The sequence below is a fragment of the Paenibacillus sp. FSL P4-0176 genome (assembly GCF_037975265.1).
GTDB lineage: Bacteria > Bacillota > Bacilli > Paenibacillales > Paenibacillaceae > Paenibacillus > Paenibacillus amylolyticus.
In genome coordinates, this window is sequence record NZ_CP150242.1 from 3,674,758 (window position 1) to 3,686,153 (window position 11,396).

Annotated in this window: 11 protein-coding genes; 8 read left to right on the forward strand and 3 right to left on the reverse strand. The window is 45.5% G+C overall.

Annotated elements, in window-relative coordinates; translation table 11 throughout:
* The first annotated feature begins 13 nt into the window (after positions 1–13).
* The 4 genes from MKY95_RS16585 to MKY95_RS16600 all read left to right on the forward strand — a co-directional run bounded on the left by MKY95_RS16585 (position 14) and on the right by MKY95_RS16600 (position 6,094).
* Positions 14–889 carry a fumarylacetoacetate hydrolase family protein gene (locus MKY95_RS16585; RefSeq protein ID WP_339193419.1) on the forward strand — a complete coding sequence of 292 codons (876 nt, stop codon included), beginning with the start codon at positions 14–16 and terminating at the stop codon, positions 887–889.
* Between the two features lie 21 nt (positions 890–910).
* Positions 911–2,377, forward strand: coding sequence for an alpha-ketoglutaric semialdehyde dehydrogenase GucD (gene gucD / locus MKY95_RS16590; protein ID WP_339193420.1), 1,467 nt, complete (start codon positions 911–913; stop codon positions 2,375–2,377).
* A 16-nt stretch (positions 2,378–2,393) separates the two neighbouring features.
* The gene (locus MKY95_RS16595) at positions 2,394–4,370 is read left to right on the forward strand and encodes a YjhG/YagF family D-xylonate dehydratase (protein WP_339193421.1); all 1,977 of its coding nucleotides are present in this window, start codon (positions 2,394–2,396) and stop codon (positions 4,368–4,370) included.
* A 62-nt stretch (positions 4,371–4,432) separates the two neighbouring features.
* The gene (locus MKY95_RS16600; RefSeq protein WP_076317788.1) at positions 4,433–6,094 is read left to right on the forward strand and encodes a glycoside hydrolase family 43 protein; all 1,662 of its coding nucleotides are present in this window, start codon (positions 4,433–4,435) and stop codon (positions 6,092–6,094) included.
* Between the two features lie 172 nt (positions 6,095–6,266).
* Here the strand turns inward: MKY95_RS16600 and MKY95_RS16605 are convergent, their stop codons facing one another.
* Entirely contained in the window at positions 6,267–6,623 is a 357-nt protein-coding gene (locus tag MKY95_RS16605) for a DUF3221 domain-containing protein (RefSeq protein WP_076317787.1), read from the reverse strand.
* A 173-nt stretch (positions 6,624–6,796) separates the two neighbouring features.
* Between MKY95_RS16605 and MKY95_RS16610 the strand changes: the two genes are divergently transcribed.
* The 3 genes from MKY95_RS16610 (at position 6,797) to MKY95_RS16620 (ending at position 8,406) form a co-directional block, all read left to right on the forward strand.
* The gene (locus MKY95_RS16610; protein ID WP_235193831.1) at positions 6,797–7,099 is read left to right on the forward strand and encodes an immunity 53 family protein; all 303 of its coding nucleotides are present in this window, start codon (positions 6,797–6,799) and stop codon (positions 7,097–7,099) included.
* Positions 7,100–7,140: 41 nt separating this feature from the next.
* Positions 7,141–7,872, forward strand: a complete 732-nt coding sequence (locus tag MKY95_RS16615) for a hypothetical protein (RefSeq protein WP_076317786.1) — start codon at positions 7,141–7,143, stop codon at positions 7,870–7,872.
* A gap of 66 nt (positions 7,873–7,938) precedes the next feature.
* Positions 7,939–8,406 carry an Imm26 family immunity protein gene (locus MKY95_RS16620; protein ID WP_339193426.1) on the forward strand — a complete coding sequence of 156 codons (468 nt, stop codon included), beginning with the start codon at positions 7,939–7,941 and terminating at the stop codon, positions 8,404–8,406.
* 286 nt (positions 8,407–8,692) lie between these two features.
* Here MKY95_RS16620 and MKY95_RS16625 read toward each other — a convergent pair whose 3' ends face one another.
* Entirely contained in the window at positions 8,693–9,307 is a 615-nt protein-coding gene (locus MKY95_RS16625; RefSeq protein WP_076317784.1) for a TetR/AcrR family transcriptional regulator, read from the reverse strand.
* Positions 9,308–9,483: 176 nt separating this feature from the next.
* Between MKY95_RS16625 and MKY95_RS16630 the strand changes: the two genes are divergently transcribed.
* A complete protein-coding gene (locus MKY95_RS16630) occupies positions 9,484–10,221 on the forward strand; it encodes an SDR family NAD(P)-dependent oxidoreductase (protein WP_076317783.1) in 738 nt (245 codons plus the stop codon).
* A gap of 127 nt (positions 10,222–10,348) precedes the next feature.
* Here MKY95_RS16630 and MKY95_RS16635 read toward each other — a convergent pair whose 3' ends face one another.
* Positions 10,349–11,221 (reverse strand): AraC family transcriptional regulator, encoded by an 873-nt coding sequence (locus MKY95_RS16635; protein ID WP_036671442.1) that lies wholly within the window; start codon positions 11,219–11,221, stop codon positions 10,349–10,351.
* Between the last annotated feature and the right edge of the window lie 175 nt (positions 11,222–11,396).

Genomic DNA, 11,396 nt, shown 5'->3' on the forward strand with positions numbered 1-11,396 from the left:
GAGGCAAGCCTGAATGAGAATTATTCGATTTCTGGACGGACAACAGAAGTGGCTGGCAGCCGTTACGGATGATGAACAAGCGTATCGTTTGCCACAAGCAGATTTTATGACTTTGATCCATCAAGCAAGAAAGCAGGGGGTTTCTCCAGTTCAACTTGTTGAAAGCGCTTTTAAACCGTTAAACAAGTTAACTGACGATTGGACTTCCTTACATCTAATCACTCCATTGGAAGCTCCGGAAGTATGGGCGGCGGGTGTGACTTATCAGCGCAGCCGGGAAGCGCGAAATTATGAAGCGACGGAAGGCAAGCTGGATGCAAAGACCTTTTACGATAAAGTTTATGATGCCGAAAGGCCGGAGATCTTTTTTAAATCTACAGCAGCCCGCACCATCGGGCCCAATGAGGCTGTCACACTTCGCAGCGATTCCAATTGGCAGATCCCGGAGCCTGAGCTGGGGTTGGTGCTTGCCGCGGATGGCAGCATTGTGGGATACATCGTTGGTAATGACATGAGCTGCCGCGATATTGAAGGGGAGAATCCGCTGTATCTACCGCAAGCAAAAATGTGGCGCAATTCCTGCTCGATAGGGCCAGCCATTCGTCTAGCGGAAACGGTGCAAAATCCATATGCGTTCAACATCGTCTGCGAGATATATCGCGAAGGTGAAGTAGTTGTCAAAAGCGAAGCAAGCACAAGTGAGTTAAACCGAAAACTCGATGAACTGGTCTCTTTTCTGGCCAGAGATAACGATCTTTTTGACGGTACGGTGTTATTGACAGGAACTAGCATTGTGCCACCCAATGATTTTACACTTGCACCCGGGGACCGCATTGAAATATCCATTAGCGATATCGGGACACTTATTAATCCAGTCATTTCAAACTAATGTACAAGGAGGATGAATGCGATGACCACATTTCAGGTAGAGCAGACATACAGCAATTACATTAACGGAGAATGGGTGAAGGCGACGTCCGGTGAAACCGAACCGAGCATCAACCCGGCGAATCGGAAGGAGGTAGTTGGCTACGTACCCACCTCAGGCGTAGAGGATCTGAACCGGGCTGTTGCAGCCGCGAAGGAAGCAGCAAAAGATTGGCGGAGGTTATCGGGCGCGGAACGCGGAAACTATCTATTTCAGGCAGCCAATGTGCTGGAACGCCGGGCCGATGAAGTTGCAGAGGCGATGACCAGGGAAATGGGCAAAACACTCCCTGAAGCCAGAGGAGAGACACTGCGCGGTGTCGCGATCTTAAGGTATTACGCCGGAGAAGGCATGCGAAAAACCGGTGATGTCATTCCATCAACGGACAGCGAAGCGCTGATGTTTACGACCCGCGTACCCCTTGGCGTTGTAGGGGTTATTGCTCCTTGGAATTTCCCAGTAGCCATTCCGATTTGGAAAACGGCTCCGGCCTTGATTTACGGCAATACGGTTGTGTTGAAGCCTGCTCAGGAAACTGCGGTCACTGCGGCTAAAGTAATGGAGTGTTTTGAAGAGGCGGGCATTCCGGCAGGCGTTCTTAATCTGGTATGCGGCAGAGGCTCAGTGATCGGGTCTGCACTTGCTGAGCATCCGGATGTGGGCGGAATAACGTTCACAGGTTCCAATGAAGTGGGCAAACGGGTCGGCGGCGCAGCACTGGCACGTGGGGCCAAGTATCAACTTGAAATGGGTGGGAAAAACCCGATTATTATCGCGGCTGACGCCGACCTGGATTTGGCTGTGGAAGCCACGATCAGCGGTGGGTTGAAATCGACCGGGCAAAAATGTACGGCCACCAGCAAGGTCATTATTGAACGAAAAGTATACGATGCCTTCAAAGAAAAGCTGCTCTCGCAAATCCAGGAAATTCGGCTGGGTGACGGCATGTCTTCTGGAAGCTGGATGGGTCCATGTGCAAGCGAAGGACAGCTCAATACCGTGCTGAGTTATATTCAAAAAGGCCAAGATGAAGGTGCCGTTCTGCTCACTGGTGGAAAAAGAGGGGACGGTCCGGGACTGGAAGAGGGATTCTATGTGCAGCCGACCGTATTTGAAGGGGTCGAATCCCATATGTCCATCGCCCGGGAAGAAATCTTTGGCCCGGTTCTGGCCTTGATTGCGGTAGATTCCCTGGAGGAAGCCATCGAAGCGGCTAATGATAGCGATTATGGCTTGAGTGCTTCCATCTATACACAGAACGTCGGAGCCATGTTGTCTTTCATCCGGGACATGGATGCAGGACTGGTCAGAATTAATGCAGAAACAGCCGGCGTAGAGCTGCAGGCTCCGTTTGGCGGAATGAAGATGTCAAGTTCACACTCCAGAGAACAGGGGCAAGCGGCTATCGAGTTTTTCACGGCCATCAAAACGGTCTTTGTGAAGTCATAAACTGTGGGAGGCTATCATGTACGAACAGATTACGTCGATTATGGGAGAGACCGCGTCCAACTGCTTCGATATCATAGCACATGCTCCAGGGGCTGCCGGACGTCTGCCTTTAACGGATGATTTGCTGCGGAATGCTCCAAGCGGCGACTTGTTCGGCATGTCCCAGAACGTTGGAATGGGCTGGAAGCCCGGGGAATTGAACGGAAAACAATTTCTGATCTTGAGTACACAAGGTGGCATACGGAATGAAGACGGTAGCCCGGCAGCACTCGGTTACCATACCGGCCACTGGGAGGTCGGCCTGCTGATGAAGGCTGCCGCAGAAGAACTGTCAAGCCGGGGAGGAATCCCGTTTGCTGGATATGTCAGCGATCCGTGTGACGGCAGATCACAGGGGACAACCGGCATGTTTGACTCGCTTCCGTACAGGAATGATGCCGCTATGGTATTTCGCAGACTGATTCGCTCGCTACCAACTCGTAAAGGCGTGCTTGGTGTCGCCACTTGTGACAAAGGTCTTCCAGCGATGATGCTCGCACTTGCCGGCATGCCGCAATTGCCTGGTGTAATTGTTCCCGGTGGCGTCACACTTCCGCCTACCGATGGAGAGGATGCCGGTAAAATTCAGACCATCGGTGCACGGTACGTCAACGGGGAACTTTCTCTGGAAATGGCTTCGGATTTAGGATGTCGAGCTTGTGCTACACCGGGAGGAGGCTGTCAGTTTCTAGGTACCGCGGCTACGGCCCAGGTTGTAGCAGAGGCACTGGGTATGACAGTGCCACATGCTGCGCTTGCACCTTCCGGACAGCCCATCTGGTTTGAAATGGCGCGCCAATCTTCACGTGCACTCATCCATATGGAGTCACAGGGGATGAGGATGGCAGACATTGTCACCGATGCATCCATTCGCAATGCGATGACCGTTCATGCCGCGTTTGGCGGATCGACCAATCTGCTTCTTCACATACCGGCGATTGCCCATGCCGCCGGTTTAACCGTACCCACGGTACAGGACTGGATACAGGTCAACAAAAATGTTCCAAGGCTGGTTAGCGCCCTGCCAAATGGACCGATCTTTTACCCGACCATACGTGTCTTTCAGGCAGGAGGTGTCCCTGAGGTCATGCTACACCTCAGACAGCTTGGTCTGTTGGATGAGTCTGTACCAACGGTTACAGGTACTTCATTGGGTCAGGTACTGGACTGGTGGGAATCGTCGGAACGCCGTCATCTCATGCGGAAGCAGTTAAAAGAGCAGGACGGCATCGATCCAGACAGTGTCATCATGAGTGTAGAGCACGCTCAGCGGCTTGGAATCTCATCGACTGTAACATTTCCAACCGGGAATATCGCTCCAGAAGGTTCTGTCATCAAATCCACCTCTATTGATCCTGCTGTATTGGATGAACATGGCGTATATCGTCATCGTGGCAGAGCAAAGGTTTTTACCACTGAACGTGAGGCGATCCATGCGATTAAGACGGGAGGTATTCTGGCTGGCGACGTTGTTGTGCTTCTCGGGCGAGGTCCATCGGGAACTGGAATGGAGGAGACGTACCAGCTTACATCTGCGCTTAAACATTTGCCTTTTGGCAAATACGTGTCACTGATTACGGATGCCCGGTTCTCCGGTGTTTCCACCGGAGCATGTATTGGTCATGTTGGCCCCGAAGCGCTGGCAGGCGGACCGATTGGCAAGTTGCGGAACGGAGACCTGATTGACATCGCGGTTGATCGTAACACGCTGGAGGGCAGCGTTAACTTTGTCGGAGAAGGCGATCTGGAGTTTTCACCGGAAGAAGGCGCTCTCATCCTGGCACAAAGGCCCTTCCACCCGGATATGAGACCTGATGAAGCTTTGCCGGATGATACAAAGCTCTGGGCTGCATTGCAATCGGTCAGCGGTGGGACTTGGAGAGGGAATGTATATGATGTCGAGCGGATCATAACCGCCCTGGAAGCCGGCAAAAAAGCGCTAGGCTGGTACTGATATCTACCTTTCGTGAATCTGCTGTTGTACAGATCATTACTTTCATACCGGAGGTTTCTTCCATGAATAAGATCCAGAAAATGATCACCAATCCCATCCTGCCCGGTTTCCATCCCGATCCGTCCATCTGCCGAGCAGGGGAGGATTATTATATCGCCACTTCCACCTTTGAATGGTTCCCTGGTGTACGAATTCACCATTCCCGGGATCTGGTTCATTGGCGGCCCATCGCTTCTCCGCTGACTCGTGTAACGCAGTTGAACATGGAGGGCAACATTAATTCCGGAGGCGTATGGGCACCCTGTCTTAGTTACAACAACGGTGTGTTTTACCTGATCTACACCGATGTCAAAAGCCGGGTAGGCGCTTTTAAAGATACCCATAATTACCTTGTGACAGCAACGGATATCGAGGGCCCTTGGTCCGATCCGGTGTATCTGAACAGCAGCGGTTTTGATCCTTCCCTGTTTCATGATGAAGACGGGCGTAAGTGGCTGGTCAATATGATATGGGATCACCGTAAGGGCAAAAATCGGTTTGCAGGCATCGTTCTTCAGGAATATTCCGTCCAGGAACATAAGCTGATCGGACCGGCCATGAACATATTTAAGGGAACAGAATTAGGCCTGACCGAAGCACCCCACCTGTATAAACACAAGGACTATTATTATCTCATTACGGCTGAAGGTGGAACCGGTTATGAGCATGCGGTTACCTCAGCACGTTCCCGTACGTTACAAGGTCCTTATGAGGTCGATCCTGCCAATCCGATCCTCACTTCATACGGCAGACCGGATTTAGCTCTGCAAAAGGCAGGCCACGGTAGTCTGGTCGAAACGCATACCGGCGAATGGTACATGGCTCATCTGGTCGGACGACCCGTTCAGCACAAATATTGCATTCTTGGACGTGAGACCGCACTTCAGCCATGTACGTGGAGTGAGGACGGCTGGCTGAGACTTGCGAGCGGTGACCGATATCCGGAGGTTCAGGTGCCTGCACCGATGATCCAGTCCCATCCGTTTGAGCCGATTGCTGAAATGGATGACTTTGATCACTTTGAGCTTCGGCATGATTGGAATACACTTCGCATTCCACCCGATTCGACTTGGCTCAGCTTGACGGAACGTCCCGGTTACATACGATTGCACGGCATGGAGTCGATGAGTTCAACGCACAGGCAAAGCATGATCGCACGGAGACTTCAGGCCTTGAAGTGTGAAGCCGAGACGTGTCTGGAATTTGCGCCGGACCATCCACAGCAAATGGCCGGATTGATTTTGTACTACGATACCCAGGACTATCTCTACTTACGTGTAACTTATCATGAGGAGAAAGGGCTCTGCCTGGGGATCATTCAGTCCAAATACGGGGTATACGATGAACTGCTGGAGGATATTCCGCTAGAGTTGGTGAGCACGCTCCGTTTAAAGGTGGTGGTGGATCAAGATCGCGCCCGCTTTTATTATGCGTTAAATACTGATTCATCCTGGAATACTGCAGGCGGGTGGGTTGATATCACACATCTGTCCGATGAATCTCCAGAGTATATCCGGTTTACGGGAACTTATATCGGTCTTTGTGTGCAGGATCTAGGTGGAACCCGAAAACATGCCGATTTTGATTACTTTAAATATAAAGAAACAAAGCATGTAGCTGGTGTATTGGAAACGGAAATGGAGAGCCTTACCTTTGACGGCGTAGAGATGATTAAAAAACCTTAAAAGCCTTAGCATTGATTTGAATGAATTTCGGGAGGGCTAATGAGAGGAGAGGCCGGTCGGATTTATCCGTACGAGATTTAACTCCGAACTCTTGAAAACAAAATGATAAAAGACCTTACGTTTGCTTTGAAACGTTAAGGTCTTTTTATCGTTTTAAACAATCGAAGAATTCTCAGCCTATTTTTTCAATACTCACAACGGTTCTAATGGGTGGCGAGGGTTCTAGTTGGTCAAAGCCAGTAGTAATTCTTACTCTTTGCCCTACCTCAATTGTTTCATATGTTTCTCTATTGACCAAATAATACGAACCTTCCTGGTCTTGTGCTAATTCTATAAAATCCTCAAGATTTCCATTCTCCAGGTCTTCCTTACTTACATTTTGAAGAACAAGAAATTTGTACTTGTCATTTTCATCTGTTTTAAATACTACAGTGCCCTCGAAAACTGGATAATTCTCTTTCTCATCCTTGTTAGAACAGCCCGAAAGTATAATCATACTAATGAAGATAAACAATATTATTTTATTCATAATGACCTCCTTGATTTGAAATAAAGTTTTCCCCTTGTTTTTAAGTATACCCTACGTAAAAAAAGCAAATTATTACTAAAAGGTAATTCATACGAAAAAAGTATGCAACATGGCATGAGAATTCCTTTAAATAATAAGTCCCTAGAGTAGAAAAAACAAAAAAAGAGGTCACGATGATGGATATCCTAAAATGGATTCAAAGCTGGTATTATGAAAACTGTGACGGTGATTGGGAGCATTCATACGGTGTGCGAATTGATACGGTGGATAATCCTGGTTGGTCTGTCGAAATCGATTTGACGGATACCTATTTAGAAGATGTGCCATTTGATTCGATTGAAGAAGAGAGAAATGAAGAAGATTGGTTCTACTGTATCGTGAGAGATGGAGTGTTTCACAGTGCAGGGGGAGCAAAAAATTTAGAAGAAATGCTTAATTGCTTCAAAAATTGGGCTTCAAGTTTGGATAGAAGTTAATAATGCACTAACCATCGGGAGTAATCTAAGGAGAGAACCAGATGTATCTAAAAGAACTCAATTTGGATTTACCGTATATTGTAGATGATGAAAATATTGAATCTATAATGAAAAAACAAAAATGTGAGTACAACGAAGCAACAAAATTAGATTATGCGTTGAATTGGAAATGGAAAAGACGCTCTTTTAGTTTGGAAACTCGCTGTATTACAGCGATGTATGAACGTCTGTTGGGGAAATACAAAACGAAAGATTGTTGGAAAGTCCTAATAGATTGTGTAGAAAACATTACGGATGAACGTATTGTTAACGATTCTGGTGTGTGTTCGGTACCGATCCAATTTAGTTTGAATGACTTTAGTGGAAAAAATGAGTTGGAGAAAAAAAAGGCTACGCTTCGCCTGCTAATGGAAGGCATAGAGAAACTTGCTCTACGTAATAATTTGGATATTGATCCATTTAGGGAGATAGCTTTGCAAATAGAGGAGTTAGATTATGTAAATGAATGGACTTGGAAAAAAGACGTGAAGAGCCCTAATAAAGAGTACAATGCTAGAGTCATTTGTCATCATAATGTAGATAGCATGGATATATTCCTATCTATTTTACAACGTGATGGTACGCAAGTACATTTAGAGAAGGTCATATCAGAACAACCAGATGAATTTGCCTATGCTGAACATCTAGGTGAACTTACATGGGTATCTGATTTTGAAGTTGCTTTAATTAATAAAACTGGTACTGAAAAGTATTCTGCAACCCTGAATAATTAATACGCTGTTAAAACTTCCACTTAGAAGACTAGGTCGAATAAAAAAGAAATAGTAAAGGATAAAATAATGAAAAAAAGAGTTTCGGTGAAGATAGGAGATGTCTTCTCAATAAAACTAAATCAGGATTTGAATTGTTATGGACGAGTTGTTTCTGAAGGAAGAATATCAGATTGTATGATTGTATTTGATTTGATATCAATGGAACACCCAACAGTAAGTGAGATCACTTCTAATCCAATCATTTTCTTATTACAGACTGTAAACTCCAGGATTGAAGATGGTATCTGGAAAGTGATTGGTAATGCTCCAATACCTAGGATGACATTTCCCATGTACAAAGAGGAAACTGAAGATGGATATACATTGGTAGATCATAAGGGTGATATTGTGACTGAAAATCCCAGTGCTTCACAGATTGAAGTTGCCTCCGAACTGGAGTCTTGGTCACCTGTTAGTTTAGAAAAAGCAGTCATTGCTAGATTTGTAACTGGAGAATGGGACCCGTATTATAATGATTTAATTTATATAGAGTAGTCTATGTTCAATGGTCTAGAGAAAAGGACATAGTCCGTTTACCGCTTGGGCTTGTATCTAATTAATTTTCACTTAGGCATGCATGTACCTTGAGGATTTTATTCCTCTCGTGTAAATGCATGCCTGTTTTTTTTATTTGTGCTGTAAATCCCTTGTGATTTTGCGTCCTGTTGGTGTCTGGGCATGTCCCTGAGTAATCAGGAGCATCTGCTCCATCTGCAACTAGCCTGTTATCTAAGGCAGACATATCGTTCATCGTGATGTTCACAAATCAACTTACTCGAGATCATGATTCAAACGTGTTACCGACATAATGAAAAGAGTGAATATGCGTTTTGGTGAGTTCAATCACGTTTTTGATAAATGCCACGCGTGATTCACGATATCCGCTTAATATCCAATTGTTTAGTAGTCCAAAAAAACCGTAGGCGGTATAGTACTTGAAATAGTCCATGTTCACTGGGGAGTTGTTGATCGTCTCAAAGACAAATTGCTCCTGATAGATTTTGAGTATGGTTTGTGGAAAGCCTGTATGTAAACCGGGTAACGTATCATCGTATTGAATCAACTCGAAGAAGTCACGGTGTTCGTAGATATAATCCACGATTTGAAAAGATTCGGCATCCAGCTTGTTTGTTGAAACCTTTTGACCGTGCCAATAAGGTTTGCCTACTTCGCCCCTCAATCCTTCGAGTGTCATAATTAACAACTCTTCGGCGAGAATATATTTATCCTGGTAGTGTAAATAAAACGTGCTGCGATTATAACCCGCCTGATCAACGATGTCTTTGACAGAAACACCATGGAATCCTTTTTTCTTAATGAGCTGAATCAGAGCAGTTTTTAGGTGCTCCTTGGTTCGATTACGATGTTGAGATGTCACAATAAGTTCATTATTCATTCAAAAAAACTCCTATAAATATAGACATAGTTTTATAAAGTGTCTACGAGGTAGACACTTGGTCACATCTTAATGATTGGATTGTTACAATTTTAAGCATAGAATTAGTTTTGTAAACATCATATAGCACTATTTATATAGGCGTTATTCAAAATATTATACTGGGGGATTTATTCATGGGCAAACTTCAAGATAAAGTTGCAGTCATCACAGGAGGAGCATCCGGGATTGGCGCAGCGACAGCTCGCTTATTCGTTTCCGAAGGAGCTAAAGTGGTCTTGGTGGATCTAAATGAAGAAAAAGGCAAGGCGTTTGAGCAGGAACTGAAAGCGCTTAAAGCAGAGGCTCTCTTTATTAAAGCAAACATAACAAGTGAAGAAGAGGTTTCTGAGATTTTCAAACAAACCGTAGAAGCATTTGGTCAAGTCGATATCGTATTCAACAATGCGGGAATCGGACGTGTTCATCCTACGCATGAGCTTGATTATACCGAATGGCGCAATACAGTCAATGTTGATCTGGACGGCGTATTCTTGGTTGCACGTGAAGCGATTCGCGAAATGCTCAAAATTGGTGGAGGTACAATCGTCAACACGGCTTCCATGTACGGATGGGTTGGTTCACCTGGCTCTGCAGCCTACAATGCAGCTAAAGGCGGCGTTGTGAACCTGACTCGTTCGCTCGCGCTGGAGTATGCTGAGCAGAATATTCGGGTGAACTCCCTTTGCCCAGGCTTTATCGATACACCGATTATCCCGGAAGAGAGCAAACAAGCACTTTCAGCGGCAACACCAATGAAACGTCTGGGTCAAGCAGAAGAGATGGCCAAAGCCGTTCTGTTCCTAGCTAGCGACGATTCTTCATATATGACAGGAAATAGCCTGATCATAGACGGAGGATACACCGCTCAATAAGTGCAGCAAATATCGAAGCACACAAAGAACATATTTCCATTAAAAGTCGCTATTCTAGCGGCTTTTTTTATTGTATTGGTATAAGAGCAGTTCCCAATCCAAAGACGACTAGCAAACGGCGGTTCGGTTATTCATAATAGATGGCCTCATAAGGAAACTCTAACTTATTCAAGCGATATTCTTTGGGAGACATGGACATATATTGCCGAAAAACTTTGCCGAAATAGCTGGGACTCTCAAACCCGCATTGTTGACCAATCTGAGAAATCGGAAGTTCCGTTGTGCGGAGTAGTCGGATTGCAACCTCAATGCGTCTGTCTTTAAGATAGGCTAGCGGTGATGTTTTCTCGGATTTCTGAAATAACCTGCACAAGTAGTGTTTATTGATATCGCAATGGCTGGCTAGAAGATCCAACGTCAATGGAGATGCATAATTCTCTCGGATGAACTTTTTACATTTCTCAATCGTTGTTATGGATAGGGCACCGATATCCTTCTCCGCATCCCGACTCGTCTGTACCAGGATAAGCAACCACCGATAGATTTGCATGGACAAGCGATACTTGTCCGTAACCTTCTCTTGATGAATCAAATGGATAATTTGCCATAACTCTTGAATCAAGGGAGAGTCCGCGTTTCGTCGAATGACATGTCCCTCATTATCATGCATCATATCCCAAATTCGGTTAGCTTCATCCCCGCGAATGTTGATCCATATAAATTCCCATGGTTCGTTGTTCTCTTGTTTATAGTAATAGCAATGTTCTCCTGCAATTTTGACAAGTAGGGCATGTCCCTTCGGTAAAGGGAGCGTTTGATTGTCAATATCCAGATAACCCTGGCCATTAAGTGTGTATTGAAAAACGACATGCCCCGGGTCCGGTCTATCATCACTTGGACAACGATATTCCTCGCTAGAAACGATCTGCCATCCAATAGAGTCCAGTGTCATGATTGATGTATCGTCATTACGAAAAGCATAAGAAACCGTATGAACCATCGTTTCATCTCCTTCCTAAAAAAGTCAATTATCTTATATAATACGTCACATTTTTTAGATTGTCTGTCTTTTTTTAGACCTGTAAGATAAATGTAAGCGGTAACATAAAGAGGAGGTGGCTGTAAATTGTGTTCATATGACAACAAGCTGGGCAGGATCGAACTGATGATTCTAA

Excerpts from the sequence above, each read along its gene's own strand:
- MKY95_RS16595 (WP_339193421.1), top strand. The coding sequence starts at position 2,394 with ATGTACGAACAGATTACGTCGATTATGGGAGAGACCGCGTCCAACTGC.
- MKY95_RS16635 (WP_036671442.1), bottom strand. The coding sequence starts at position 11,221 with ATGGTTCATACGGTTTCTTATGCTTTTCGTAATGACGATACATCAATC.
- MKY95_RS16620 (WP_339193426.1), top strand. The coding sequence starts at position 7,939 with ATGAAAAAAAGAGTTTCGGTGAAGATAGGAGATGTCTTCTCAATAAAA.
- gucD (WP_339193420.1), top strand. The coding sequence starts at position 911 with ATGACCACATTTCAGGTAGAGCAGACATACAGCAATTACATTAACGGA.
- MKY95_RS16625 (WP_076317784.1), bottom strand. The coding sequence starts at position 9,307 with ATGAATAATGAACTTATTGTGACATCTCAACATCGTAATCGAACCAAG.
- MKY95_RS16630 (WP_076317783.1), top strand. The coding sequence starts at position 9,484 with ATGGGCAAACTTCAAGATAAAGTTGCAGTCATCACAGGAGGAGCATCC.
- MKY95_RS16615 (WP_076317786.1), top strand. The coding sequence starts at position 7,141 with ATGTATCTAAAAGAACTCAATTTGGATTTACCGTATATTGTAGATGAT.
- MKY95_RS16585 (WP_339193419.1), top strand. The coding sequence starts at position 14 with ATGAGAATTATTCGATTTCTGGACGGACAACAGAAGTGGCTGGCAGCC.
- MKY95_RS16600 (WP_076317788.1), top strand. The coding sequence starts at position 4,433 with ATGAATAAGATCCAGAAAATGATCACCAATCCCATCCTGCCCGGTTTC.
- MKY95_RS16605 (WP_076317787.1), bottom strand. The coding sequence starts at position 6,623 with ATGAATAAAATAATATTGTTTATCTTCATTAGTATGATTATACTTTCG.
- MKY95_RS16610 (WP_235193831.1), top strand. The coding sequence starts at position 6,797 with ATGATGGATATCCTAAAATGGATTCAAAGCTGGTATTATGAAAACTGT.